Origin of the sequence: Marinomonas ushuaiensis DSM 15871 (assembly GCF_000521805.1) — a bacterium.
GTDB classification, from domain to species: Bacteria; Pseudomonadota; Gammaproteobacteria; order Pseudomonadales; family Marinomonadaceae; genus Marinomonas; species Marinomonas ushuaiensis.
This window is the reverse complement of the sequence record NZ_JAMB01000001.1, coordinates 461,204-486,521: the sequence shown is the minus strand read 5'-3', so window position 1 is coordinate 486,521 and position 25,318 is coordinate 461,204. Positions and strand designations below refer to the sequence as shown.

At 40.2% G+C, this 25,318-nt stretch carries 26 protein-coding genes; 14 read left to right on the top strand and 12 right to left on the bottom strand.

The annotated features are described in order from the left end of the window. Positions 1–40: 40 nt before the first annotated feature. From MUS1_RS02240 to MUS1_RS02210, 7 genes are all read right to left on the bottom strand, one after another. Positions 41–769: a YggS family pyridoxal phosphate-dependent enzyme gene (locus MUS1_RS02240; RefSeq protein ID WP_425411730.1), complete on the bottom strand. Its 729-nt coding sequence runs from the start codon at positions 767–769 to the stop codon at positions 41–43. 111 nt (positions 770–880) lie between these two features. After that, a complete protein-coding gene (locus MUS1_RS02235) occupies positions 881–1,987 on the bottom strand; it encodes a GGDEF domain-containing protein (RefSeq protein ID WP_169731101.1) in 1,107 nt (368 codons plus the stop codon). Between the two features lie 119 nt (positions 1,988–2,106). Beyond that, entirely contained in the window at positions 2,107–3,384 is a 1,278-nt protein-coding gene (locus MUS1_RS02230) for a dihydroorotase (protein ID WP_036158458.1), read from the bottom strand. 1 nt (position 3,385) lies between these two features. Beyond that, positions 3,386–4,390, bottom strand: coding sequence for an aspartate carbamoyltransferase catalytic subunit (locus MUS1_RS02225; RefSeq protein ID WP_036158455.1), 1,005 nt, complete (start codon positions 4,388–4,390; stop codon positions 3,386–3,388). A 313-nt stretch (positions 4,391–4,703) separates the two neighbouring features. Then, entirely contained in the window at positions 4,704–5,201 is a 498-nt protein-coding gene (gene pyrR / locus MUS1_RS02220) for a bifunctional pyr operon transcriptional regulator/uracil phosphoribosyltransferase PyrR (RefSeq protein WP_036158452.1), read from the bottom strand. Positions 5,202–5,263: 62 nt separating this feature from the next. Beyond that, positions 5,264–5,734 carry a Holliday junction resolvase RuvX gene (ruvX, locus tag MUS1_RS02215; protein WP_036158449.1) on the bottom strand — a complete coding sequence of 157 codons (471 nt, stop codon included), beginning with the start codon at positions 5,732–5,734 and terminating at the stop codon, positions 5,264–5,266. Next, positions 5,734–6,306: a YqgE/AlgH family protein gene (locus MUS1_RS02210; RefSeq protein ID WP_036158446.1), complete on the bottom strand. Its 573-nt coding sequence runs from the start codon at positions 6,304–6,306 to the stop codon at positions 5,734–5,736. Before MUS1_RS02210 ends, ruvX begins: the two co-directional genes overlap by 1 nt. A gap of 321 nt (positions 6,307–6,627) precedes the next feature. On the opposite strand from MUS1_RS02210, the gene MUS1_RS16025 reads away from it, so the two are divergent. Then, complete coding sequence (locus MUS1_RS16025; RefSeq protein WP_156924846.1) at positions 6,628–6,774, top strand: hypothetical protein; 147 nt, start codon at positions 6,628–6,630, stop codon at positions 6,772–6,774. Between the two features lie 107 nt (positions 6,775–6,881). Then, the gene (locus MUS1_RS02205) at positions 6,882–7,721 is read left to right on the top strand and encodes a 2OG-Fe(II) oxygenase family protein (RefSeq protein ID WP_036158442.1); all 840 of its coding nucleotides are present in this window, start codon (positions 6,882–6,884) and stop codon (positions 7,719–7,721) included. Between the two features lie 122 nt (positions 7,722–7,843). Here the strand turns inward: MUS1_RS02205 and MUS1_RS02200 are convergent, their stop codons facing one another. Further along, positions 7,844–8,755 (bottom strand): 5-dehydro-4-deoxyglucarate dehydratase, encoded by a 912-nt coding sequence (locus MUS1_RS02200; protein ID WP_036158439.1) that lies wholly within the window; start codon positions 8,753–8,755, stop codon positions 7,844–7,846. Positions 8,756–9,065: 310 nt separating this feature from the next. On the opposite strand from MUS1_RS02200, the gene MUS1_RS02195 reads away from it, so the two are divergent. The 4 genes from MUS1_RS02195 to MUS1_RS02180 all read left to right on the top strand — a co-directional run bounded on the left by MUS1_RS02195 (position 9,066) and on the right by MUS1_RS02180 (position 12,991). Beyond that, a complete protein-coding gene (locus MUS1_RS02195) occupies positions 9,066–10,043 on the top strand; it encodes a Bug family tripartite tricarboxylate transporter substrate binding protein (RefSeq protein WP_036158436.1) in 978 nt (325 codons plus the stop codon). 49 nt (positions 10,044–10,092) lie between these two features. After that, entirely contained in the window at positions 10,093–10,551 is a 459-nt protein-coding gene (locus MUS1_RS02190) for a tripartite tricarboxylate transporter TctB family protein (protein WP_036158433.1), read from the top strand. Between the two features lie 2 nt (positions 10,552–10,553). Then, positions 10,554–12,053: a tripartite tricarboxylate transporter permease gene (locus MUS1_RS02185; protein WP_036158430.1), complete on the top strand. Its 1,500-nt coding sequence runs from the start codon at positions 10,554–10,556 to the stop codon at positions 12,051–12,053. Between the two features lie 179 nt (positions 12,054–12,232). Further along, positions 12,233–12,991: a FadR/GntR family transcriptional regulator gene (locus tag MUS1_RS02180; RefSeq protein WP_036158427.1), complete on the top strand. Its 759-nt coding sequence runs from the start codon at positions 12,233–12,235 to the stop codon at positions 12,989–12,991. A 304-nt stretch (positions 12,992–13,295) separates the two neighbouring features. Here the strand turns inward: MUS1_RS02180 and MUS1_RS02175 are convergent, their stop codons facing one another. Beyond that, positions 13,296–14,045, bottom strand: coding sequence for a sulfite exporter TauE/SafE family protein (locus MUS1_RS02175; RefSeq protein ID WP_036158424.1), 750 nt, complete (start codon positions 14,043–14,045; stop codon positions 13,296–13,298). Positions 14,046–14,308: 263 nt separating this feature from the next. Between MUS1_RS02175 and MUS1_RS02170 the strand changes: the two genes are divergently transcribed. Together MUS1_RS02170 and MUS1_RS02165 are read left to right on the top strand one after the other, a co-directional pair. After that, positions 14,309–14,971, top strand: coding sequence for a DsbA family oxidoreductase (locus tag MUS1_RS02170; protein ID WP_036158421.1), 663 nt, complete (start codon positions 14,309–14,311; stop codon positions 14,969–14,971). A gap of 156 nt (positions 14,972–15,127) precedes the next feature. Then, positions 15,128–16,201, top strand: coding sequence for a GGDEF domain-containing protein (locus tag MUS1_RS02165; protein ID WP_036158417.1), 1,074 nt, complete (start codon positions 15,128–15,130; stop codon positions 16,199–16,201). 68 nt (positions 16,202–16,269) lie between these two features. On the opposite strand, the gene MUS1_RS02160 is transcribed toward MUS1_RS02165, so the two are convergent. The 3 genes from MUS1_RS02160 to MUS1_RS02150 form a co-directional block, all read right to left on the bottom strand. Continuing rightward, entirely contained in the window at positions 16,270–17,019 is a 750-nt protein-coding gene (locus MUS1_RS02160; protein ID WP_036158414.1) for a hydratase, read from the bottom strand. 71 nt (positions 17,020–17,090) lie between these two features. Further along, entirely contained in the window at positions 17,091–17,678 is a 588-nt protein-coding gene (locus MUS1_RS02155; RefSeq protein ID WP_036158411.1) for a DUF938 domain-containing protein, read from the bottom strand. A gap of 65 nt (positions 17,679–17,743) precedes the next feature. Continuing rightward, positions 17,744–18,253: a GNAT family N-acetyltransferase gene (locus MUS1_RS02150; protein WP_036158408.1), complete on the bottom strand. Its 510-nt coding sequence runs from the start codon at positions 18,251–18,253 to the stop codon at positions 17,744–17,746. Positions 18,254–18,558: 305 nt separating this feature from the next. Between MUS1_RS02150 and MUS1_RS02145 the strand changes: the two genes are divergently transcribed. The 6 genes from MUS1_RS02145 to MUS1_RS02120 all read left to right on the top strand — a co-directional run bounded on the left by MUS1_RS02145 (position 18,559) and on the right by MUS1_RS02120 (position 25,258). Then, positions 18,559–19,980, top strand: a complete 1,422-nt coding sequence (locus tag MUS1_RS02145; RefSeq protein WP_036159132.1) for an ethanolamine ammonia-lyase subunit EutB — start codon at positions 18,559–18,561, stop codon at positions 19,978–19,980. Continuing rightward, positions 19,977–20,858: an ethanolamine ammonia-lyase subunit EutC gene (gene eutC, locus MUS1_RS02140; RefSeq protein WP_051436050.1), complete on the top strand. Its 882-nt coding sequence runs from the start codon at positions 19,977–19,979 to the stop codon at positions 20,856–20,858. Before MUS1_RS02145 ends, eutC begins: the two co-directional genes overlap by 4 nt. A gap of 101 nt (positions 20,859–20,959) precedes the next feature. After that, positions 20,960–21,886, top strand: a complete 927-nt coding sequence (gene puuE, locus MUS1_RS02135; RefSeq protein WP_036158405.1) for an allantoinase PuuE — start codon at positions 20,960–20,962, stop codon at positions 21,884–21,886. A gap of 368 nt (positions 21,887–22,254) precedes the next feature. Further along, complete coding sequence (locus MUS1_RS02130) at positions 22,255–23,421, top strand: ABC transporter substrate-binding protein (RefSeq protein WP_036158402.1); 1,167 nt, start codon at positions 22,255–22,257, stop codon at positions 23,419–23,421. Beyond that, entirely contained in the window at positions 23,418–24,512 is a 1,095-nt protein-coding gene (locus tag MUS1_RS02125) for a FecCD family ABC transporter permease (protein ID WP_211236410.1), read from the top strand. The genes MUS1_RS02130 and MUS1_RS02125 overlap by 4 nt, the downstream gene beginning before the upstream one ends. Next, positions 24,512–25,258, top strand: a complete 747-nt coding sequence (locus MUS1_RS02120; RefSeq protein WP_036158400.1) for an ABC transporter ATP-binding protein — start codon at positions 24,512–24,514, stop codon at positions 25,256–25,258. The genes MUS1_RS02125 and MUS1_RS02120 overlap by 1 nt, the downstream gene beginning before the upstream one ends. Positions 25,259–25,318 lie beyond the last annotated feature (60 nt).

Genomic DNA, 25,318 nt, shown 5'->3' with positions numbered 1-25,318 from the left:
CTAAGCAAAAAGAATCGTTATGTGTTTGTTGAGCCTGAATTTAGGAGTAATCTCGCTCGCCAAAAATAGCCGTGCCAACTCGAACCATGGTACTACCGGATTGAATCGCTGCCGACAGATCTCCAGACATACCAATAGATAAGGTATCTATCATGCTATCGGATTTGGCTAATTCAAGATAAGCCTGAGCCAAAGGTTGGTAAATGGCACATTGTGTCTCATGGCTATCTTGTGGCGCAGGTATCGCCATTAAGCCTCTAAGCTGTAAATTCGGTAGACTAGCAACCAGATCAACCATGCTATCTAATTCTGATAACAAAATTCCAGATTTACTTTGCTCGCCACTAATATTTATTTGAATACAAACATTTAACGGCGGTAGATTACTAGAGCGTTGCTCATTCAGTCGACGCGCAATTTTCTCACGATCAACAGAATGTACCCAGTCCATGGTTTCAGCAATCAGACGTGATTTGTTTGATTGAATAGGCCCAATAAAATGCCATTCAATATCAGTAAGGTGAGACAAAGCCAGATGTTTATCAGCAGCTTCCTGAGCATAGTTTTCACCAAATGCTCTTTGGCCTGCATCATAAGCAGCTTTGAGTGCAGAAATAGGCTTTGTTTTACTGACCGCCAGTAGCCGCACATTTTTTGCTTCACGTTGATACTGCAAAGCTAGCGCTTCTATTTGTTGAGAAACAAGGTGTAGATTCGATTTAATGTTTGTCGCTTCAGTCATTTCAACGTCACTGATCATCGCACCCATTCTCTCTTTCTTATTAAAATATAACGTTTAGACACTATCCTGATGACCTTCTTTAAATTAAACGGTCATCAGGTACGAATCATAACACTATTTTAAAAGGCACAAAAAAGCTTATAGGGAATAACACTCAGAGCTGGAACTATAAAAGGCATCATGAAATTCAATGCGATAGCCAGTTACATTTTTTAAAGAGTTGGCTGCTAAAAAAGCCGCTTGTTCAAGAGAATCGAGAGTAGAATGTTCCGGGTAAAAAGAAATGCCAATAGCAAGGCCAGCACGAATTAAACGGTTTGTTGCATATTCTGGCTTTTGTATCGATTCCAATAATTTAGCGGCAACCACTTCAGCATCTTCTAAATGACTAATACGAATACCCATAACCAACTGACGTTCATCATAACGAGCCATTAAATCATTATCGCGAACCACGTCCTGCATAACTTCCGCTAATACTTTTAGCTCTGCACTTTCTATTTTATCATTTGATAACAAACGCAAAGAAAGCAGTGCAGCTCTTTGAAAATGACGACGTGAGTCTTTTAAGACGATATTAAAGCTATTTTCAAAACTGTAACGTCGAAGTAGCCCAGTTTCAGAATCTTTGTGACTTTCTTCTAACAATAAGAAATCGGCTTTTTCTCGTTCAAACGCAGCATCAACCCAAGCGACATAATGATCCAATGCAAGAGATATTAAGCTTTCATCAAGGTAGGTTTCTTTTCTCTGAAAAGACGCCATCAAATAAATTAAGCCGCGACCATCAGGTACGCTCACCATTGAGACATCAGAAAAAGAGTGTGCGTCTAGAAAAGTACGCCAAAGACCCCAGTCTGCCGAGTTTTGAATGTCCGCATCATGGCGTTTAAGGCAAGAAGATTTTGCGGCAAAGGAGACCAAGGCTTGAGGTAAGGTCACTAGCTGACCATTTGAATTCAATAGCTTATCATTAATAGAGTCGGTGTATTGTAATCGCCATTGAGTACAATCCTTATCACACACGATGAAAAGACAATATGTATTGGGCAGTTGAGTTTGTAGCTTATCCTTGAAACGATTAAGTAAAGCACTTAAAGGTGCACCCTTCGTCACAGCCAAAAGCATTTGAGGAATATCTGCATAGAGCTTTTTTATAAACTCCTTCTCTTTTTCAAGAGTAGTAACACGAGACCGTAAGATCTGCTGTTCCTTCAGTAATGAACTCGTAGTGTCGATAGCCATAAAAAAATCAAAACCATAATAAACTGTCGTTCAAACTAGATTAAACACCTAATAAGAAAAGTAAAGGTATAGTAAGCAAAATAAGCGTTTAATTACTCAACTATACCTTAAATATCAAGCTAAATTGCCTGATAGACTCGCTGACCAGAGACATAAGTACTCATAACCCGACCAACAAACTCATCGCCAAAATAAGGTGAATTATGCCCCTTAGTCTTTCTGCTTTCATAAGTCCATGTCCAGCGGGCGGTACTATCGAACAACATAAAGTCAGCAAAACTGCCTACAGATAAAGATCCAGCTTCTAAACCAAAACAGGCAGCCGGGCCAGACGTTAAGCAGGTCAATAACGTTGAGAAGTCTAAATCGCCCTCGTCCATCAGCTTCATCGCCAGTGGCAACAATATTTCGACATTCGCCATACCGGGTTCAGTAGCAGCAAATGGTGCAATTTTTGCCATTTTTTCGTGTGGCTGGTGATCAGAACAAATGGCAGAAATAACACCCTGTTTAATACCTTCGATTAACGTAAGGCGATCATTCTCACCACGTAATGGCGGCAATACATGATAATGACCATCAAACTGATTCAATACATCATCGCTTAGCAATAAGTTATGCACCGCCACATCGGCCGTAACATCTAAGCCGGCGGCTTTCGCATCAGCGACCATTTCTACAGATTTCGCACAGGTCAAACGAGCAAAATGTGCGCGGACGCCTGTTTTTTCGACTAATAATAAATCTCGCGTTAAAGCGACGGTTTCAGCGGTGTCTGGAATACCTCCAAGGCCGTGCATTGTAGACATCAAGCCTTCATGAGCACATCCGCCTTCTGATAAACTTTTTTCATCAGGATGAAACACAACCAACAAATCATGAGTTGCAGCGTATTCAAGTGCTCGTGACAATACCTTTGTATTCACCATTGCATGTCTATCGTTCGATAAAGCAACACAACCGGCATCCGTTAAAGCAACCATATTACTTAGCTGTGCGCCTTCCAGACCTTGTGTTAACGCACCGATAGGAAAAACATTAGCCATTCCCGCTTCATCGGCTTTGTCTTGAATGAGCGCTGCAACGGCTGGTGTATCAACAATAGGACGAGTATCAGGAGGGCAAATAACTGTTGTCACCCCACCAGAAACAGCAGCGCGACCTTCTGTTGCAATATTGCCTTTTTGAGTTTGGCCAGGTTCACGCAATGACACAGCAAGATCCACCAAACCGGGTAATACCCAATGCCCAGATGCATCAAGAATTTCTGCACCCTCAAAACTTGCAGGAGCCTCGCCAATAGCAACGATTTTATGATTATCGATGAACAGGTCTGTGACTTTATCAAGGTTTTGGCTAGGATCGATCAAACGACCATTTTGAATACGTAATTTCATGCTATTTCTCATCCTTCGCTGCTGGCGCTTCATCACTTTGCAACTGACCACTCATTGCCATAGACATCACAGCCATACGCACAGCAATACCGTTGGTAACTTGATTCAAAATCACAGAGTGCTCACCATCCGCCACTTCTGAAGAAATCTCAACACCTCGGTTAATTGGCCCAGGGTGCATAACGATGGCGTCAGGTTTTGCCCATGCAAGGGATTCTTCAGTCAAACCATATAAGCGGTAAAATTCACCTTCACTTGGTAATAATGCGCCTTTCATACGCTCTTTCTGCAAGCGCAACATGACAACCACATCAACGTCTTTCAACCCGGCTTCTAGGTCATGACAAATGGTCGCACCCATTTCAGAAAAAAAGTTTGGCACTAAGGTTTTCGGTCCAACCAAACGAATATCATCGACACCCAAGGTTGTGAGCGCTTGAAGCTGAGAACGCGCCACTCGTGAATGCAAAATATCACCAACAATGGCGATTTTAAGACCTTCAAAACTGCCTTTATGACGACGAATCGTCAACATGTCTAACATGGCTTGAGTAGGATGAGCATGACGACCATCACCCGCATTAATTATCGCAACGTTTGGTGTGCAATGCTCCGCAATAAAATGAGGCGCACCGCTGTCAGAGTGACGGACAATAAACATGTCGCTTTGCATGGCTTCTAGGTTCTTCAGGGTATCTAGTAAAGACTCTCCCTTCGACGTCGCTGAGGTTTCAATATTCAAATTAATAACATCTGCGGATAAGCGCTTAGCAGCTAATTCAAAGGTTGTACGAGTTCGAGTGGAGTTTTCAAAGAAGAGATTAACAACGGTTTTACCACGTAAAAGTGGCACCTTCTTAACGGACTGCTCGCCCATTGAAAGAAAAGACTCTGCTCTGTCTAGAATCTCTGTCAGGATGGTTTTATCAAGCCCATCTAGTGTCAGGAAGTGTTTTAATTGACCGTGTTCATTTAACTGTAATGCCCGTGGGTCGGATCGCATCATGGTTTGCTTTCCTCAAACTGCAAAGACGGTATCGTCTTTCTCATTTAAAATAGTCTTTTAATATTTAAATTTTTTTATGCTTAATCGTTTTTATTCTAAAAGTACATCACAACCAAAAGCATGCTTTTAGATAGAAAAATGCCCGGTCAGTAAAACTAAAACCGGGCATTAGCAATGCAAAACCGTAACGCAAATAGTAACTTCACCAGAATAACTGGCAAAATCGAATTCTCTTTGGCTATTTGGTCGTTTGTTTTATCCATATGCTAATTGTCGTATTTGTTCAGTAAAAAATAAAGCGCTATAACCGATATTAATACGCATCCACTAAGGAAATCTGCATCGGCTGAGGCCCAGTCAACTTAACCCTTTGATCAGGATTAAGCGTTAAATGCTCACCCACTACGTCTGCAGAAATAGGCAATTCATGTTGCCCAAGATCATACAGGATAGCTAAGGTAATACTGGCAGGTCGACCGAAGTCAAAAATCTCATTCATCGCCGCACGAATCGTTCGACCAGACATCAAAACATCATCAACTAGAATAACGTGACGATCTTCAATAGCCGGCAATTGCGTTTGATTTACCTTCGGGTTCAAACCTGCTTTGGTAAAATCATCACGGTAAAAAGTAATGTCCAATGTCGCAAGTGGTTCGCTTGTTGCTACGGCAGACATTAGGTGTTCAGCCACCCAAACGCCACCAGTATGAATTCCGACGACAATGGCATCTTCAATATTTTTCTTTTTACAATACTCAGCCAATTGCGTTTTCATTGACGCTAGAGAATGCTCTAAATCTAACTTCATTATTACTCATACCTTGCTTAAAAAATCACTGCTTCTATCTTAACAGTTTGTTAATGGATGATTTAAAGAGACTCTGAAAACCAAGTTTCTAGAATCATTTGAGCAGCCAAACCGTCGACAGAATTGTCCTTGAAATTACGGTTTCCACCTCGTGCGATCACCTGCCCTTTTGCTTCGTAAGAAGACAATCGTTCGTCCATCATATGGTAAGGAAGGTTAAACCGTCCATGCAATCGTTTGGCAAATTTACGTGCTCGTTGACACATCTCATTTTCAGCGCCATCCATGTCTAGCGGTAAGCCAACCACAAACGCATCAGGCTTCCATTCTTCAACGACTTTAGTAATCTCATCCCAGTTGGGGATGCCGTCTTTTGCCTTAATTGGGTCCAGTGGCTGAGCAGTACCGGTAATGCTCTGACCAATAGCCAACCCCATTCGGGTTGTACCAAAGTCAAAACCCAACACTGAACGAACAGTATTGGGTTTCTGATTATCCTTTAAAGACGTTTCTGTCGAGATTGACGCTGTCATTAACCATGTCCTATATCCGGTGAAAGTCTTGTCATATCAATTCCCAGTACTTGAGTTGCAGCGGTAAATTGCATATCACTTGGTGTATGGAATAATACGTCTAAATCCGCCTCACATACCAGCCAATCATTGTTTGCGATTTCAGATTCTAATTGTCCAGCGTCCCAGCCGGCGCAGCCTAATGTAATACGAAAAGCATTTGGGCCGTTACCTTGCGCTATATCTTCCAGCGCTTCTAAAGAGGCTGACAAAGAAACCTCATCGGTTACTGGTAGAGTGTTGCTCCACTTTTTATCTGTAGTGTGAAGAATAAAGCCGCGCTCTGCTTCCACAGGGCCACCAGTATAAATTGATTCTGCTGCCAAATGATGGGCGCTAATTGACATATCAAGATGATTAGCTAATTCAGTAAAATCGATATTAGAAGGTCGATTAATGATTATTCCCATCGCACCATCTTCTGTGTGCTGACAAAGATAAATAACCGTATGTTCAAAGTGTGGGTCGTCAAGGTGGGGCATGGAGATTAAAAAGTGATTTTTAAACGAATCGAAAAATGTATTCATAGTCATGAACCCTCTTTAATTAGATGAAAACACAAGGAGTGTGCTAATTGCCTAAGCTTAAAAAGAACTGAGATCTGAACCATATCTGAAGCTAAGAAAGCTTCCTTATAACGCAGTAGAGCTGATAGAGAAGAAGTGTAAAAAAGCCAATCAAAAAACGATTCGACCAAAACAGTATAGACCAAACTAACGGTAAACCATTCCAAAATATACCTTTTTTTACTGATTGACTTCAAAAAATACAAATCAGACAGTAAACTACCATTACACATCAAAAATGATGTATTGTTTTAAAAACCTCTACTTTTCATGCTTAGGAAGCCCAAAATGCCCCTAATTTCATTACACAGCGCACAAGACCACTCGATATTAATCGGGCCTCTTGATCGTCTAAAAATGATGACATGGGCACAACACTACCAAGCTGAAACCGTCGATTTACGCTATTTTTTCCATAGCGGCTGGTCTTCTTAATCTCCTTAAATATTGTCTTAAAATACAAATTATTTCTTTTCCTATGAAAAGAAGCTTTGATGTAAATAAACAATACTGTCTGCCAAAAAGCGACAAAGGAAACAAGTATGCAACTACAAGCCATCGATTACACCAGCCCAACGGCCCAAGAAGATTTCGTAAAATCTCTTCATGAAACAGGTTTCGGCGTTCTAAAAAACCACCCAATTCAGCAAGCTCTTGTTAGCGCTATTTACAATGAATGGCAGTCATTCTTTGATAGTGAAGAAAAATACAACTATCGATACAACAAGGGTACGCAAGATGGATTTTTCCCACCGGATGTTTCGGAAACAGCGAAAGGCCACACTAAAAAAGACATCAAAGAATATTTTCACTATTACCCATGGGGACAGTGCCCAGCAGACAAAAAAGCACAACTGACCCAGTATTATGCAGAAGCAAACACACTGGCATCAGAACTGCTTACTTGGGTGGAAAAACACACACCAGCTGATATCGCTGCGAATTATTCACAATCACTTTCCAGCATGGTGGATGGCAGTGAACAAACGCTTCTTCGTGTACTTCATTATCCGCCACTTAAAGGCGACGAAGAATTAGGGGCCATTCGTGCGGGAGCACATGAAGATATTAACCTATTAACCATTTTGCCATCAGCGAATGAACCTGGTTTGCAAGTAAAGGCCAAAGACGGTAGTTGGATGGATGTCCCTTGTGACTTTGGCACTTTAGTGATTAATATTGGTGACATGTTGCAAGAAGCTTCTGCAGGTTACTTCCCATCCACATCTCACCGCGTGGTTAACCCTGAAGGTACTGATAAAACGAAATCACGAATTTCACTACCGCTTTTCCTGCACCCACATCCTGAAGTTAAGTTGTCAGAACGTCACTCTGCTGGCAGCTACTTGCATGAACGTTTGGTAGAATTAGGTGTTATCTAACACATCTTAATTTACTAATAAAAGCACTGTGGTTCATACGGTGAACCACAGTCACCTGAAGTTTCGGTAAAAAAACAAAGCTATTCATAACCTTGATCTAATACTCTATTTTTGTAAAATTCTTATTTATTCGCGTCAATTATTACTTTAAGTCGGCTTTTTTGCTCATCCGTAGGCATAGTAAGCGGTGCTCTAACATCACCCGCAGATCGACCGACCAAAGATGCACCCGCTTTAATCAAGCTTACTGCATAACCCTTCTTTTCATCTCTTAAACGACAAAATGGAATGAAAAAATCTTTAATAATAGCGCTTACTGTCTCAGTCTCTCCTGCACGTAGTGCTTTATAAAAACGGTTCGCCATATCAGGCATAAAGTTAAATACTGCAGAAGAATATGTATTAACGCCAATCGAAATATAGGCTTCAGCGAAGATTTCAGCTGTTGGAACACCACCGATATAAACTAAACGATTACCAACCGTTTTGACAATATCATTCAGCGCTGCCATATTTCCCACACCATCTTTTAAGGCAATCATATTTGGGTTTTGCGCCGCTAATGACTCCACACTTTCCGCCCCTAACGTTCCATTTCCACGATTGTAGTAGATAAATTGAAGCGAGCTACTTTGCATGATTTGTGAAGCATATTCGACAACACCATCCTCAGGACATTCAGTTAAAAAAGGAGGCATCAATAAAATACCGTCACAACCGGCCTCTTCTGCAACTTTCACAAATTCCTTCGCTTCTGCTACGCTTCGGCCCGCACTAGCAATAACTGGTACTCTACCTGCCACAACCTCTACAGCGACCTTACAAATCTCTTTGTATTCTTCTAAATCAAGAGAAAAGAACTCCCCAGTTCCACCAGCTACAAAAATAGAAGACACATCATTTTCAACAAACCATTCAATTCGTTGTTTATAGGTATCAACTTGAAATTTACCGTTACTATCAAAATCTGTAATAGGGAAAGAGAGCAAACCATCACTTAAAGCAGAACGAATTTTATTTATAGAAAGTGTCATATGTTTTTCCTTAAGTTATTAAAAATATAAAGATCTAGACCAACGTAGAAATTCGTATAGATGTATTACATCATACAACCATATCTTATAATAGCAAGCCAATATAATTCTCAACTCTATTATTAAAAAATGGGCTGTATTAAAAGGAAAAAATAAAAAACCTTTACATTTCATATGATTGAGATGAAAAATGATGTGTTCAATGTTTTTAGATAACAAAAAATACAAACAAATCGTCAATCGAGGTTGTATGATGTATTACTTTATGTGAGACTTTATTGACTCAAACAAAACCACCAAGGATATAAAAATGAACATAAAAATAAAAAAAATTCTACTTACAACACTAATGTCTTCAGTTTTAACTACAGCAGTTGCCGCTGACTTCCCTAACCGGGATGTAAGAATGGTCATCCCTTGGGGCGCTGGTGGTGGTACAGATGGAATTGTTCGAAAGCTTAGTATAATCGCAGAAAAAGAACTCGGCGGAACGATTTATGCTGAGAACATAGAAGGCGGAATTAGTGCTATTGGCGTAATGGATTTAATGTCAGCCAAAGCTGATGGGTATACCATTGGTTCTTTAACTTACGACAGTATCGTAACTATCCCATGGCAAGATAAACTAAAGCGTTATGATTTAGATAAATTAAGCTATATCGCTAGGTTAACAAGTGAACCTGATGCATTAATTGTCGACTCAACATCCAAATATAAAACATTTGAAGATGTCATGTCTGATGCGAAAGCACACCCAGGAAAAATTAAAATCGGCATTCAAAATATTGGCTCTCGGTTGCACTTAGCGGTACTTCAATTAGAGAAAAAAGCAGATGTAGATTTTAAAATCATTGCTTACCCAGGTGGTGCAGCTGCGCAAAAAGAAGCGATTCTAGCAAATGAAGTAGATATTGTTGCTACAAGTTTAGGTGATTTTTCAGGATTAATAGATGATGGTAAAGCCCATGGTATTGTTGAGTTTTCTACACAGCGAAACCTTACATATACCGACGTACCTACGGCATATGAAAAAGGCATTGATCTAGTAATGGGAAGTTTTATTGTTATCGCAGTTCCTCAGGCAACACCTAAAGATGTTCAAAACAAACTTGAAGCGGCTTATAAAGTAGCCCTAGAAAGTAATGAATTTCAGAATTGGGTGAAAAAAATTGGTGTGACTCCAGATTGGTTAGGTTCTGATAAGACCCCAACTTGGATTAAAGACACAAAAGATAATTTACACCTAATTATGCAGAATCTAGTTGATCAAGGCATTTTGAGAAAGTAGAAGATAAAGGGGAGCCCTACAGGGGGCTCCTTTTATATTGGAGTAGAAAATGAAAAGTTCCATAATAAGAAAACTATCCATTCCTGTCTTATTTATTATCATTTCAATAATTTATTTTTTAGGTATAGATTCAATTGATATTGGTTACGACGAAGGTGTTTTTGGTGCGAAGTTTGTACCGACAATCACAGTATCATTGATGTTTACTTTTATTGTTATCGATATAATAAAATCATTTAAAGAAGACAAGATTTTTGAAATAAAAAAAATAGAATTTAAGCCTATTATAATATTCACAACAGCAACTATAATGTATTTGATATTTTTTAATCTATTTGGATATTTATTATCAACTCCATTATATGTATTTATTGTCTATGTGTGTTTTTCTGACGGAAAAATATCTATTATTAAAGCTACTTTAACATCAATAATAGTCACAACTATTTTCTATTTTTTATTCTCTGTTATTTTCAATGTCAGATTACCGATTTTTCTAGGGAGTTAAAAATGGATATGTTTTCTGCTTTCATATCAAGCTTTTCAACCATATTACAACCAGAAGTTTTAGGCTACATGATCTCTGGTTTTTTAATTGGTACTTTTTTTGGAGCAATGCCTGGGCTAACCTCTGTACTAGCGATTGCATTATTACTCCCTATTACTTATAGCTTAGACGTTGTTAGTGCATTAGTAATGTGTTCATCCATATTTATGGCGGGAATGTACTCTGGAAGTATTACTGCCATAACGATTAACATTCCAGGAGCTCCATCCTCCGTAATGACTGCTGTTGAAGGTAATGCTTTGATGAAAAAAGGCTACGGGGCGAATGCCCTTGGCCATGCAGCACTAGGGTCTATGGTTGGTGGTGTAATCGGGGTACTACTTCTAGTTTTCTTGGCTCCTCTAACAGCTAAACTATCTTTATACATTCAAACACCAGGAAAATTTTCACTGATCCTATTCTCTTTAATCGTTATTATCATATCTCACAAGGGATTTATCACTAGAGCGGCTATTGCATCTTTGATGGGAATAATGATTGCTAGTATAGGTATTGATGTCATGCAGCCTATATCAAGGTTTGATTACGGAACCGAAGCCCTTATGGAAGGTATCGAAATGATGCCTCTTATTATTGGCGTATTTGCTATTAGTGAAATCATTTATCAAACTCAAGTGGGGAAACTCCACCTCAATATAGATGATGATGCTAAAAAAATTAGGCGAAGAGATTTTTTCCCTAAAATTTCAGAAATAAAAGCCATAGGATTCTGGACGTACTTAAAAAGCTCCATTATTGGTTATATGGTAGGTGTATTACCTGGGGCTGGAGGATCTGTTGCAGCATTTATTTCTTATGCAGACGCAAAAAGAAAATCAAAGAAACAGCAAGAATATGGCTCAGGTAGCAGAGAAGGAATTGCAGCTGCAGAATCAGCAAATAATTCAATGTGTGGAGGAGCGTTTGTACCAATGCTCGTATTTGGTATTCCAGGAGATCCTACAACTGCGATCGTACTAGGAGTATTAATGATTAACGGCCTTCAACCTGGTGTAAGACTATTAGAAAATCAAGTTGATTTAATTGCTCCTATGTTTGCCTCTCTTTTCATAAGTGCATTAATTTTAATACCATTAACTTTATTTATATTAGGCCCATATTTTATAAAAATAGTTTCCATTAAACGATCAATTTTATACCCTTGTATTGCCGTGGTTGCTATTGTTGGGAGCTATGTTGCAACATACTCAATGTTTCAGATGTCTATGGCTATTGTTTTTGGTTTGATTGCTTTTCTAATGAGAGCTAATAACTATCCAACGGTACCACTCCTACTTGGTTATGTTTTAGGCCCTGGATTAGAACAATATTTCAGAAGATCTATGAGTTTAAATGATGGAAACCCAAGTATATTTATTACTAACTTAGATAGTTTATTCTTTATATTACTCACATTTGTTTTTGTTTACTTTTTGGTAATAAAAAAAGAAAAACGAAATTAAATATAAAAATCAAATTTGTTAAAACATAATTCTTGGAATATTTTTAATAAGCTTGACTTTCTACGGTAATAAAATATTTTTTCGACATAAAAAATAGTTTTCCATATAACAAAGCTATTACTCACCTTTCTACTTTAGTATACTAAAGTAGAAAGTCTATTATCTAGAGTATAAGAAAGATGAAAAGTATAGATAACCCTCATAGTTTCCTTCAAGTTCAACGTGTCGGACAGTCTGATAACCTAGGCACAGTTGTGGCTAGACAAGTAGAAAGCGAAATTACGTCAGGGAGGATTTCTGTTGGCGAAAAGTTACCAACTGAGAACGCGTTATGTGATTTATTTGGTGTTAGCCGCACAGTAATTCGAGAAGCTATCACTCAACTTAAATCACTTGGGCTAGTTGAAACAAAAAGAGGTGTTGGTACGGCGGTCATCCGCTCAATGTCTAGTGAAAGTGTATTTGCATATAATGTAGATCCAACAGCAATAAAAGATATTCTAGACATACTCGAAATTAGAATGAGTGTAGAAGGTGCTGCTTGTGCATTAGCAGCTGAAAGACGTACAGAAGAAGACTTAGCAGAAATCGAACATCACTTCACCGAATTTGACCTCGCTCTGGAACGTGGAGAACTCGCTCGAAAACAAGATTACAACTTACATTTGGCAATTTGCCAAGCGACACATAACCCATTTTTTAAACAGTTCTTCGAACAATTCAATAAAAATGTAATCCCTAGAGCCAAATTAATTAATACAGACTTAGATCAAGTAGCAAGCGAAGAGTATTTGGCCCGAGTACGAGCTGAGCATGAAGCGATTGTTGTCAATATCCGTAACCAAGACACTAATGCCGCACAAAAAGCAATGAACCAACACTTAAGCCACGCCCATTCACTTTATAAGCGCTATAAAAATTCAAATAGCTTTGATTAGTTTTATTTGTTTTGCAAATCAAAACTTTTGGCTTTTAGTGATTCGGTTCATCAAAAGCTGCTTTAGACTATTATTACTCTCCATAAACAAAGCTTACCGGCAGAGAGTAACCCTCCCTTTTTTAAAGGCATATGAATTTCTCGACGCAAGCAACCGAAAAATCATAATAGCCATGATCTGAGTATCAGCGTAACGAGATTTTTTCATGCAGAATCTCCTGCGTTTAGATTACAAGAAGATTCTACTTTTGGATCCTGCTATCTTTTCAGGGAATTAGGGATTACCCCAGTACTTCTATTTGACATTAAAGTAACGCTTTTAATGTCAAACTCACACCAGATAACAGCAATAAAATAAGCGCAATGCGTTTGATTACCTGAGGCGATATGTTTGGCGGATAACGCTTCGCCAACAAAGAGGTAATAAGCACACAGGGCAACCCCAATAGGCTCACCCAAATCATTGGCGCAGTAATTTGTCCGCCCACACCCATAATTGCAATTCGCATCAAGCATGAGATAAAGAAAACGCTCAACAAAGTGGCGCGAATGACACTAATAGAAATTGGCTGACGATACATTAAATACGAAATAGGCGGTCCTGATGTCGCAAATAAACCGCCAAAAATCCCAGAAATACCACCGAACACAAAATACACCCAAGGACGGGAAGGCTCTGCGCCTTGCTTAGGCTTTATCAAACTCATCAAACAAGCCAAAACAATGGTAATGCCCAAAAAGAGTTGCAGCCAATTTAATGCATTTTGACCAAAATAATTGAGCAAATAAACGCCCAGCGCAATCGCAGGTGTCGACGCAATAAAATATACGATTAAATTTCTGGGATTAACCTGCTTCCATACACCACCGTATAATCCTGTGGCAGCATTCGTCATGCTTAACACGCTGACTGAAAAGGCAGCCACTTCTATGGATACTAAAGAAAACAGTCCCGCAAAGCTCATCACAATCAGACCAAAAGCAAAACCTGTTAGACTCTGAACGTAGCTTCCGACGACAAATAAAAGGAGAAGCCATATAGAAATATCATGCATAAAAAAAACTCAACTGAAAAACATTACGAATGGAATAATTTATTCCCGCACATTAAATCATAAACCGTCTTACTAAAGTTTAAATAAAAAAAGTCCAAATAAGTATTCATAAGGGAGGCTAATATAAAACGTGTCTTTTGCACTAGAAATTGCACAGATTATGCAAATCCGCATCAATACAGAGATTTATCCTTAAAAAACACTTTTATTCCCAGCCTTAGCCCATATCAATATAAATATACTCAACATCAAGGTCATTGATCATGAAAGATTCATTAGATATACAATTTGTTTCCGATGTTATGTGCCCTTGGTGCGTCGTTGGACTCGGTAACTTAAACAAAGCAATTGCAGTATTAGGTGATAAAGTTGAAGTGAACATCACATTTCAGCCGTTCGAACTTAATCCGTCAATGCCGCCTGAGGGTCAAGATTTCAGTGAACACATCACGGAAAAATACGGCATTACGAAAGAACAATCTGAAGAAAACCGAGCGGCTATTCAAGAACGCGGTAAAGAGCTCGATTTTGATTTTAACTTCAACGACGAAAGTCGCATGCGAAATTCTTTCGATGCTCACCGTTTATTGCATTGGGCGCATTTGGAAGGTAAGCAGGCAGAACTAAAAGCGGCACTATTCAAAGCACATTTCACTCATAACCAAGATGTAAGTGATTACACTATTTTATCTAAAATAGCCGCCAGCGTTAATCTAGATCCAAGCGCAGCGAAAGGCGTACTAGAAAGCGGACAATACAAAGAAGAAGTGAAAAAGCTAGAACAGCATTGGCAACAAAGCGGCATCAACTCAGTACCTACTGTTGTCATTAACAATAAATACGCCATCACAGGAGGACAACCAGCCGAAAGTTTTAAGCAGGCGCTGGAGGAAATTATCGCAAGCGAAAATAATCCGGCTGAGTAAAGCTAAGCCAAGGAAAAATAGGCAAAAAGAGAGATTTATGGATTATAAATAAATTTTTTTACCTATTTTTAACAACATATTAGTGAGCGTAGTAGTCGTACAAAGCTCTCAAAATACTATATACTTTGTCGATACTCACAGTCGTTTCGCCATCTTATGAAAACTCAAAAAATCATTAGTAAAGAGTACAGCACTGCGGCTGTCAGTCCCGTTATTTTTCGACGATTACTTATCTTGGCTGTTATTGGTTTTTCTGCGATATTAGTTACCGACTATTCATCTGGCTTGCTTTCGAAATTTGACTCTTACGGATTTCCATTATCCATACTCTCTTATTCTGCTATTTATCTTTTGAGCTCTACTAATAAAGTCGATCATAGGACTTTACTGCTTTTCAGTTTTTTTACGGTAGCGAGCTATTTAATTAGCGTCAGCCTTTATCAACACCTTTTTTCTGACTTAACGTTTTCTAATTCCCTCCAATGGTTAGCCATCAATTACATTATTGCTTACCTCTACCTTGAAGTTAAATACGTCACTGTTATTGTGATTTCTATTTATGTCTTTACTGTCATTTCACACTTTTTTGCACTCATGCAAAATTATAGTCTCGCTCATAGTGTTGGTGTCGCACTAAACATAGCGATCGCTCACGCTGTTTGCATTGGGTTACTTTCAAGCGCGAAACGATTAAGAGTTAAAACAGATAAGACAGAAGAACGAGCAGACACGCTGGAAAACATTGCCTACATCGACTTACTGACTCGTGTACTTAATAGAAGAGGCATAGAAAAAGTTTTTGATGAATTAAATATAGAGACAACACAAACTACTCGCTACGCTGTCCTAATGATCGATATAGATCATTTTAAATTGATAAACGACCAATATGGGCATTTAGCCGGTGATAACGTACTCAGTAAGATTGCAGCAAAGCTCAATCGCAGCATTCACCCTAATGACCTTCTTGGGCGATGGGGAGGTGAGGAATTTATCGTCGTCACTCTCAATAGAACCACTCAACAAGCCATTGAACTTGCAGAGAAGCTAAAAGTTGCCATAAGCGAATTAATAATTGATGACATAAAAGATATTACCGTGAGTATTGGCGTTGGTCATTCAAGTGAAGCAGAATCTAAAATTGATGTCTTAAAAATTGCAGATGACAACTTATATAAAGCCAAGAAATCAGGCCGTAATTTTGTCTGCTATACACACGTAACGTCTTAATATTTCGGAAATTTATCTGCCCTAATAGCCTACCTCCATGTAGGCATTAGCAAATGTATAAAAACCGCCTATTCAGGACGTTTAAACGTAACTTGATAATCACCCAAACCGTCATACGCAATCGTTGTTTCCACATCAAACGCCATATTCACAATACCTTTAAATGACCCTGTGATAATCGCTGCACCAGAGTTTAAACCCACACCTCGTTTACCCATATAATTCACCAACCACACCAAACCATCAATGGCACGGTCATTCGGGTGTTTGCCATCTAGCTCCCGTACGTCATCACCTTGAGTAACCATAATGCTGATATGACTTGTATTGATGGCTTTGGTTTTATCAATTTCGGGGCCGATAAAGACGCCCTGATTAAGCAAGCAATCTGCCAAACTTTCATGGAAACTCTGATCCGCATCATCAGCAAAACGACCTTGCATCAGTTCCAATGCCATATGAGCACTACCAATCGCGTCAATGACCTCAGCTTCGCTGTAATCATCAACTCTAACTGGCAAACTTTTCGCCAATAAAAAACCAATTTCAGGCTCAACACGAGCGACGTCGTTGTCTTCAAAAAGCTCAGCCACAGGCCCGCTTTGTACATTAAAAATAGGCGCAGCTATAATGGCGCCCTCTTCTAACGGTAATAAACATTTCCAGCCGCTTACCTTTTTCAATTTCGCCATTTCAGCATGAATCAATAGCGCATCATCGACACTGGTTGGACGAATAGATTCGTCAAGGCGAGGCGCTTTAGTTCCAGCTTCACGACGATTTAATAATTCTTGTGCAGCTTGTTTATGAGCCGACATACTTATTCCTTAAACGAAAAGTAACAGATGAAAAAACGCACCTATTTTCAAATAGATACTATGGCGAAATATTAAATGGCTTTCCATACCAATAAAAAATTATTCGCAGGCATGGCTACCTTATCAACAAGTGTCATTCCTGTGGCCCATTTAGTTAAATCAGCAATATCACAAATCCCACCATAACCGCCTTCGCGTAAACTTTGATCAAAATCCCGATTGCCTTCACTGGTGTATTCGCCATCCACATTCATCGGCCCATATTGGCAAAAAACACCACCTTTGGGCAGGTTCTGCGCGACCGTTTCCATCATCAACTTTGCATCTTTACGTTGCATAATGTGAGTAGTATTCGCTGTAAAAACAGCATCTAAGGAGAGTTGATCTGGCCAAGTATGTTTGCCGAAATGAAATTCAAAAGGTACTACAAGGTTACTTAGCTGTGCCTCATCCATCCATGCCTTGATGCTGTCATGATTTTCTAACATATCGCTGGTGTGCCAAGTAACATGAGGTAAACGCTGGGCAAAAAACACCGCATGCTGACCCGTTCCAGAGCCGATTTCTAATATCTGTTTAGCGTTTTTAAAGTAGACAGCAAGCTGTTCTATAATGGCTTGCTGATTACGATCACAAGAAGGGGAAAAGCTTTTACTCATAAAAATCACCTAAAAAATTACTTGAAAAATATAAGCATTGGAAAGAAAAAGAAAAGTTAAGTTCCTTAAGAAAAGCTAATCGCTTTTTCCAGCATTTCAACATCCCAATACTTATCAAACTTACGACCCACTTCTCGAGAAACACCTACTGATTCAAAGCAAAACTTCTTATGAATAATAAGCGATGCGTTATTGGGTAATGTAATGCCAGCATAGGCACGATGTACATCTTCCGCTTCCAACCGTTTAAATAACTCAGTATATAAAGCCTTCCCCAACCCTCGACCTTGTGTATTTGGTTTTAGATAAATACTCACTTCCACTGAGGTTTCGTAGGCTTTCTTGGCTTTAAATTGACCACTACACGCATAACCTAGAACTTCTCCCGCTTCTTCAACAACCAACAGCTGATGTCTTCCTGTCGGAGCAAATTGTGCGAACCACACTCCTCGACTTGCTAATGTATAAGGTTCAATATCAAACGTCGTTGCAGTATTGGCAATGTAATAATTATAGAGATCCGTTAAAGCGGCTAAATCGTCAATAACCCCTGTACGAATTTGAAATGTACTCATTAGATTCACTTCCTTTTATTAATCTAGCATTGCCATTCTAATGTTTGTGATGGTTGCTCATATTTCTGCTTCAAACGGATCAGATTTCCAGCATGACACCCAATTAAATATCCATTATTCCCTTACAATAAACAATAAAACCTTCATTACGATATATATAAATCAGTCATTTTTTTCATTATTCGATAACAACTCGTCGTTATTTTCAGTAAGGTTAATAAGAAGCAAGTCTTATGCCTTTTATCTTTCTATTTTTTTGCTTCCACAACTTGAGAGTGAAAAACATTAATCCGCGAGAAAACGCTATGAGCCAGCCACATTCTACTTTTCAATTTCGTCACACCGTAGGAAGTCGCACCTTCGGTTTTGTTGATCTAGCCGAGTTAATGGCCAAAGCAACCCCCGCTCGCTCAGGCGACCGCTTAGCTGGCATTGCCGCGCGCAGTGCAGAAGAGCGAGCCATCGCACAAATGACATTGGCCGATGTACCACTGAGTCTTTTTCTTGAACACACTCTTGTACCTTACGAGAAAGACGAAATAACTCGCTTAATCATAGATGATCACGACAAACTCGCTTTTGCCCCGATCTCCCATTTGACGGTTGGTGGTTTTCGCGACTGGCTACTCAGCGACCTTGCGTCTACTGACGTTTTAACATCAATTCGTCAAGGTGTTACACCAGAAATGGCGGCGGCTGTTAGTAAGATAATGCGGAATCAAGATCTCATTTTGGTGGCCAAAAAATGTCACGTCAAAACCGCTTTCCGCAACACCATAGGTTTACCGGGGCATTTATCAACACGCTTACAACCCAATCACCCAACGGACGACTTAACGGGTATTGCTGCCAGTATGTTAGATGGGCTGCTGTACGCCAGCGGCGATGCGGTGATTGGCATCAATCCAGCGACCGACAATGTTCAGCAAGCCACTCGATTAATCAAAATGATGGATGAAGTTATCCAGCATTATGAGATTCCAACTCAGTCATGCGTCCTTACTCACGTAACAAATACCATAGAATGCATTGAGCAAGGCGCGCCTGTGGACTTGGTCTTCCAGTCTATCGGCGGAACCCAAGCGACTAATGATAGCTTTGGCTTTAACTTGGCAAATCTTGCTGAAGCACAAGAGGCCGCCTTATCTTTGAATCGTGGCACCGTTGGTAATAACGTCATGTATTTTGAAACAGGCCAAGGCAGTGCACTCTCTGCCAACGCTCATCATGGTTTAGACCAACAAACTTGCGAAGCAAGAGCCTATGCTGTGGCACGAAAATTTAATCCACTCCTGGTCAATACCGTGGTTGGCTTTATCGGCCCTGAATATTTATACGATGGCAAAGAAATTACTCGCGCGGGTTTAGAAGATCATTTCTGCGGAAAACTGCTTGGCTTACCAATGGGTTGCGATGTTTGTTACACCAACCATGCTGAAGCGGATCAGAATGACATGGACAACTTGCTAACTCTTTTAGGTGTCGCTGGTTGCACCTTTATTATGGGCATTCCTGGCTCTGATGACATAATGTTGAATTATCAAACCACGTCATTCCATGATGCTTTATACGCTCGTCGAGTATTAGGTTTAAAACCCGCACCTGAATTCGATGCTTGGCTCGCGAAAATGGAGATTTTCAAAAATAACGACACCTTCAGTCTAAACCACCAGCTACCTGATGCCTTCCATCAATCCCTTAATCGCATCATTGGAGGTCGCTCATGAGCCAAGATAAAGACCTATTTATTGACTCTGATAACCTTGATTCCATTGAAGAAGCGGTGACAGAAAACCCGTGGCGTAAACTTAATACATTTACCGATGCACGCGTTGGTTTAGGGCGCTCTGGTATCAGCGTGCCCACTTCACATTTATTAGCCTTCCAGTTAGCTCATGCACAAGCCATAGACGCAGTTCACACTCAACTCAATACAAATCAACTTATCAAGACACTTATGGAGCAGAATTGGATTAAAGAGTGGACGCCTGACTGTGCCCCCCTAATCTTGCACAGTCGTGCGGCGGATCGCGCAACGTATTTACAACGTCCAGACTATGGACGCCTTCTAGATGAAGCTTCTGCTACAAAGCTGGATGCACACAGAGCATCATCAAACGATACCTATGATCTTGCCATTGTCGTGGTTGATGGCCTGTCATCTTTGGCCATTGAGCAAAACACCTTACCTTTCTTAGGAGCCTTATTTTCTCAAATAAAAACCCATCAGAAAGATGACTGGAAAATCGCACCAATTTGCATTGTCGAGCAAGGACGTGTTGCCATTGGAGATGACGTCTGCCAACGACTTAACGCAAAATGCGTATTGGTTCTTATCGGTGAACGCCCAGGACTTAGCTCGCCAGACAGTTTGGGGTTATATCTCACTTGGGATGGAAAAGTTGGTTTTACCGATGCTTATCGAAACTGTATTTCAAATATTCGCCCTGCTGGCTTGGTTTATCAAGAAGCCGCTCGCAAAGCTTATTACCTATTAAATGAAGCTCGAACATTAAAGTTATCTGGTGTTAAATTAAAAGACAGGTCAGATGATGACCTCATTAAGAACACTACAGAGAAGTCACAAAACTTCCTGATAAATTAATACGTTAGACTCGCCATGATGTGAACAGTTATTGTATAAACAAAAGCACAAAATAGCTTAGATACTTTAAGCTATGCCATAAAAAGACATCAGGAAAAACTATGAAACACTATTTAGAACGAGATTACGCAGGCTATGGTCGCCAACAACCAAAAGTAAACTGGCCGAACAATGCCAGAATCGCCCTACAATTTGTCTTGAATTTTGAAGAAGGCGGTGAAAATTGTGTTCTTCATGGCGATGAACATTCAGAAACATTTTTGTCTGAAATCTTCGGGGCTCAGCCTTTTAAAGATCGTCACATGAGCATGGAGTCTTTGTATGAGTATGGCTCTCGGTCTGGTGTTTGGCGCATATTAAATGAATTTGAGAAACGTAGTTTGCCTTTGTCTATCTTTGCCATTGCAACAGCGTTAGAGCGTAATCCTGATGTGGCGAAAGCTTTTGTGGAAGGTGGACACGAATTGGTGTGTCATGGCTTGAAGTGGATTCATTACCAAGATATGCCAATCGAGCAAGAACGCGAGCACATGCAAAAAGCGTTGGATTTGATCGAGCAAGTTACTGGCATAAAACCTTCAGGCTGGTACACAGGACGAGATTCGCCAAACACTCGTAAACTTGTCGCTGAACAGCCACAACTTAAATACGATTCCGACAACTACGGTGATGACTTACCTTATTGGGTAAAAGTGCCGCATCATGAGAAGAAAGGAGAAACCAAACCGCATCTGATCGTGCCTTACACGCTAGACTGTAACGATATGAAGTTCTCTTCACCATACGGCTTCAATCACAGCGAAGAATTTTTTCAATATTTGAAAGACAACTTTGATTGTTTATACGAAGAAGGCGCAACATCACCGAAAATGATGTCGATTGGTATGCATTGTCGAACCTTAGGGAAACCAAGTCGCTTCATGGCGCTAAAGCGTTTCTTAGATTACGTTCAGTCTCATGATGATGTTTGGATTACTCGTCGTGGTGACATTGCTGATCATTGGATTGAGAACCACTATCCAGAGTAATGAGATTGACCTCGCTTTTAAAGAAGACAATCCAACGTTCGCTATAATTGGTACCACAGAAAACTAAAATTGGAGCTAAATCATAAAGAGTAAAAGCGGCATACTGACTCTCTCAATATTACTTTATATGTTATTCGGAGAGTTCTGTGTCATTTGATTTAGACCTTATTTGGATGCTGATTCTGATTGTCATGTGGCAGGCGTTGTACGTGGCTATTCAGGCTTTGGCTTTGCGGCAATTGCTGTCGTCGACTTAACTTCTTTTTAATGTCGCGCCTTAGCGGTGTATAAATAAAATGTAAAAGTCCTTACAAACACGAATGAAAACAATTACCATTTAATCTCTTACCAAAAAAGAGCTTCATTTGATGAAAACATCCATTCTTTCTCGTTCATTGTTTACGGTCTCGCTACTTCTTTCTTCTTATTCTGTCCTAGCCGATACCTTTCCTGTCACAGTGACTGACGTCGCCGGCAGGACCATCACCATAGACCACGAGCCCAAAAACATTGCGCTTTCGACGGGTCGCGTTTTCCCTTTACTAGAAATGCTTTATCAAGACGAAGCCCCTGATCGTCTAGTTGCTTGGCGCGATGATATGCGTGTCTCTGCACCCAGCATGTATCGCGATTACACCAAGACTTATCCGCAACTAAAAGACGTCGTGAAAATCGGTAAAGTAAAATCTGGCGAGTTTGATACGGAACGCTTCATCAATATGAAACGTCGACCAGATTTATTCGTACTGGATATTTCCAATGTCAAACTGGCCGCAGACAAAGGCTTAATTAAGAAGTTAGATAAACTTGGAATCAAAGTATTAGCCATTGATTTCCGCGAAGATCCAATCGTCAACACAGTGCAATCTGTGACAAGTTTAGCAACCGCCTTGGGCAAAAAAGCACAAGGCGAAAAATTCGCGGCTTATTATCAAAAACACGTCGATGTGCTGAGCAGCACCATTGCATTATTACCCGCATCGCAACTGAATCGAAAAGTCTTTATTGAGCGTGCCGCAGGTTACAGCGATTCCTGCTGTAATACTTTTGCTGACGGAAATATGGGTGCATACGTACCATTTTTAAACGCAGTTAACATTGCTCACGAACCATTAAAAGGCGCAAACACAGGCCAAATGTCAAAAGAAAGCATTATTACGTATCAACCAGATGTGTACATTATGCAGACAACCGGTTGGATCGATAAAGAGGGGAATCCAACGTCTGGGATTCCGTTTGGTTACGCTCCGCTCAATAATAAGGCGATCCAGAAATCAACCGAACACATTATGAATCGTCCCTGGTTGAAAGCGCTCGCGGCTTATAAAGACCAAAATATCTACTCTATCTATATGCCTTTCTATAACTCACCATACAACATCGTTGCCTTGGAGTACTTTGCGAAATGGATTTACCCAGAGCAATTTAAGACCTTAAACCCTGAGAATACATTTGAAGAAATGAACCAGATTTTTGCTAATCGCAGTGTATCTGGACGCTTTGGACAAGATAACTTTAAGGTCATTAAACAGTGAGTAACACCAGCTATTCGCCAAGCAATACGATTGACAGCACAGAAAGCGAACAAGTCAAAAATGCCTTAACAGTACATCACACTCGTGAACGGAGAAAAAAAATTACCTTAGTGATTTTCTTTCTCCTGAGTATTGTCTGCCTCATCGCAGATATTCTCATTGGGTCGCAAGGATTAACCTTAGGCAAAGTGCTGAATGCCATTTTCCACCCTGCCAGCAGCGATATTACCAGCAGTATAATTGTGTGGGACATTCGTATGCCAATGTCACTCATGGCACCCTTTGTGGGTGGCATACTCGCCTTGGCGGGAGCACAAATGCAAACCACCTTAAACAACCCGCTGGCTGACCCTTATACCTTTGGTATTTCTGCTTCCGCGGGATTTGGTGCATCGCTGGTTATCACGCATATCGTGTCTATTCCCTACATTCCATTAGAGTACGAAATTGCTTTTATGGCGTTTGTGATGTGCTTACTGACTACATGTCTAATTGCGGCCATGTCATCGCTAAAGCGCATATCAATTGAAGGCGTGATGCTGTTTGGCGTTGCGATCATGTTTGCCTACGACGGTATGTTAATCATGATGCAATACATAGCGACCGAAACGCAGTTACAAACGTTAATCTTCTGGCAAATGGGGTCTTTGGATCGCGGAAATTGGGAGAAAATCACCATACTCGCCATTTTGTTACCTACCGTCTTGGCGATAATGATGAAGGACTCTTGGAAACTTTCCTCATTGAAAATCGGACAAGAACGTGCGGAATCCATGGGTATTAATGTCAAACGATTACGAATCAAAACGCTTCTATTAGTGTCTTTAATCACCGCATTATCTGTATCTTTTGTGGGCGCCATTGGCTTTGTGGGCTTAGTTGCACCACACATTGCTCGAATGATTTTAGGAGAAGACCAACGCTACTTTTTACCCGCCTCAGTTTTGCTTGGCGCGGTATTGGTTGAACTGGCGTCGATTGCGAGTAAATCGCTTATGCCTGGGTTAATTTTGCCTCTCACCGTGATGATGTCGATCATCGGCGTACCATTCTTCATTTTCTTAATCATCAAAAAAGGCGGTAAATTTTAATGAGCCTGAATATTAAGAATCTGTCTGTGTCGTTTTCTGGAAACCTTGTTTTAGATGATTTAACGATTCCAGAAATTAAGACAGGCGAAATGGTGTCTTTGATTGGCAAAAATGGCGCGGGTAAATCTACCTTGCTTAAGCAGATGACCAAACTGATTCGCTTAAAGCCCCAGCTAATTACCATAAATGGTAAATCACTGGCGCTCGATGATATTGGCTATTTGCCACAAGACCATCGAATATCGGCGAGTATTACCGTGGTTGAGCTATTAATCACCACCATGCATGTCGGTGTGAATTCATTATTCACAAAGGCTCATAGCGCGCAAAAGGCGCTAACCTTGCTAGAAGACATTGGTATTATCCGCCTTGCCAACAAAGTCTGTACCGAACTGTCTGGCGGAGAAAGCCAAATGGTCGGTTTGGCGCAAGCCATCGTAAATAAGCCAAAAGTATTAATTCTCGATGAACCGACTTCTGCCTTGGACATGAACAACCAACTCAAGTTACTGGAATACGTGAAAACCTACACTCGTGAAAACAACGCCTACACTCTAATGGTGGTACATGATTTGAATTTAGCCATTCAATATTCAGATCAAGTTGCTGCGCTACACGAAGGAAAGCTTTTCGCCTACGGCAAGCCTCAAGAAATGATTAATCAACAACTCATTCTAGACCTGTTCAACGTGAATTCTCAGATCATACAACTCGACGACTACCCTGTTGTCGTTGTTCGGCCATAGAAACTTACTTAGGAAGATCCATTCATAAAACGACTGTATTCATCAAAAATAAAAAGCTCG

Excerpts from the sequence above, each read along its gene's own strand:
- MUS1_RS02240 (WP_425411730.1), bottom strand. The coding sequence starts at position 769 with ATGGGTGCGATGATCAGTGACGTTGAAATGACTGAAGCGACAAACATT.
- MUS1_RS02235 (WP_169731101.1), bottom strand. The coding sequence starts at position 1,987 with ATGGCTATCGACACTACGAGTTCATTACTGAAGGAACAGCAGATCTTA.
- MUS1_RS02230 (WP_036158458.1), bottom strand. The coding sequence starts at position 3,384 with ATGAAATTACGTATTCAAAATGGTCGTTTGATCGATCCTAGCCAAAAC.
- MUS1_RS02225 (WP_036158455.1), bottom strand. The coding sequence starts at position 4,390 with ATGATGCGATCCGACCCACGGGCATTACAGTTAAATGAACACGGTCAA.
- pyrR (WP_036158452.1), bottom strand. The coding sequence starts at position 5,201 with ATGAAGTTAGATTTAGAGCATTCTCTAGCGTCAATGAAAACGCAATTG.
- ruvX (WP_036158449.1), bottom strand. The coding sequence starts at position 5,734 with ATGACAGCGTCAATCTCGACAGAAACGTCTTTAAAGGATAATCAGAAA.
- MUS1_RS02210 (WP_036158446.1), bottom strand. The coding sequence starts at position 6,306 with ATGACTATGAATACATTTTTCGATTCGTTTAAAAATCACTTTTTAATC.
- MUS1_RS16025 (WP_156924846.1), top strand. The coding sequence starts at position 6,628 with ATGCCCCTAATTTCATTACACAGCGCACAAGACCACTCGATATTAATC.
- MUS1_RS02205 (WP_036158442.1), top strand. The coding sequence starts at position 6,882 with ATGCAACTACAAGCCATCGATTACACCAGCCCAACGGCCCAAGAAGAT.
- MUS1_RS02200 (WP_036158439.1), bottom strand. The coding sequence starts at position 8,755 with ATGACACTTTCTATAAATAAAATTCGTTCTGCTTTAAGTGATGGTTTG.
- MUS1_RS02195 (WP_036158436.1), top strand. The coding sequence starts at position 9,066 with ATGAACATAAAAATAAAAAAAATTCTACTTACAACACTAATGTCTTCA.
- MUS1_RS02190 (WP_036158433.1), top strand. The coding sequence starts at position 10,093 with ATGAAAAGTTCCATAATAAGAAAACTATCCATTCCTGTCTTATTTATT.
- MUS1_RS02185 (WP_036158430.1), top strand. The coding sequence starts at position 10,554 with ATGGATATGTTTTCTGCTTTCATATCAAGCTTTTCAACCATATTACAA.
- MUS1_RS02180 (WP_036158427.1), top strand. The coding sequence starts at position 12,233 with ATGAAAAGTATAGATAACCCTCATAGTTTCCTTCAAGTTCAACGTGTC.
- MUS1_RS02175 (WP_036158424.1), bottom strand. The coding sequence starts at position 14,045 with ATGCATGATATTTCTATATGGCTTCTCCTTTTATTTGTCGTCGGAAGC.
- MUS1_RS02170 (WP_036158421.1), top strand. The coding sequence starts at position 14,309 with ATGAAAGATTCATTAGATATACAATTTGTTTCCGATGTTATGTGCCCT.
- MUS1_RS02165 (WP_036158417.1), top strand. The coding sequence starts at position 15,128 with ATGAAAACTCAAAAAATCATTAGTAAAGAGTACAGCACTGCGGCTGTC.
- MUS1_RS02160 (WP_036158414.1), bottom strand. The coding sequence starts at position 17,019 with ATGTCGGCTCATAAACAAGCTGCACAAGAATTATTAAATCGTCGTGAA.
- MUS1_RS02155 (WP_036158411.1), bottom strand. The coding sequence starts at position 17,678 with ATGAGTAAAAGCTTTTCCCCTTCTTGTGATCGTAATCAGCAAGCCATT.
- MUS1_RS02150 (WP_036158408.1), bottom strand. The coding sequence starts at position 18,253 with ATGAGTACATTTCAAATTCGTACAGGGGTTATTGACGATTTAGCCGCT.
- MUS1_RS02145 (WP_036159132.1), top strand. The coding sequence starts at position 18,559 with ATGAGCCAGCCACATTCTACTTTTCAATTTCGTCACACCGTAGGAAGT.
- eutC (WP_051436050.1), top strand. The coding sequence starts at position 19,977 with ATGAGCCAAGATAAAGACCTATTTATTGACTCTGATAACCTTGATTCC.
- puuE (WP_036158405.1), top strand. The coding sequence starts at position 20,960 with ATGAAACACTATTTAGAACGAGATTACGCAGGCTATGGTCGCCAACAA.
- MUS1_RS02130 (WP_036158402.1), top strand. The coding sequence starts at position 22,255 with ATGAAAACATCCATTCTTTCTCGTTCATTGTTTACGGTCTCGCTACTT.
- MUS1_RS02120 (WP_036158400.1), top strand. The coding sequence starts at position 24,512 with ATGAGCCTGAATATTAAGAATCTGTCTGTGTCGTTTTCTGGAAACCTT.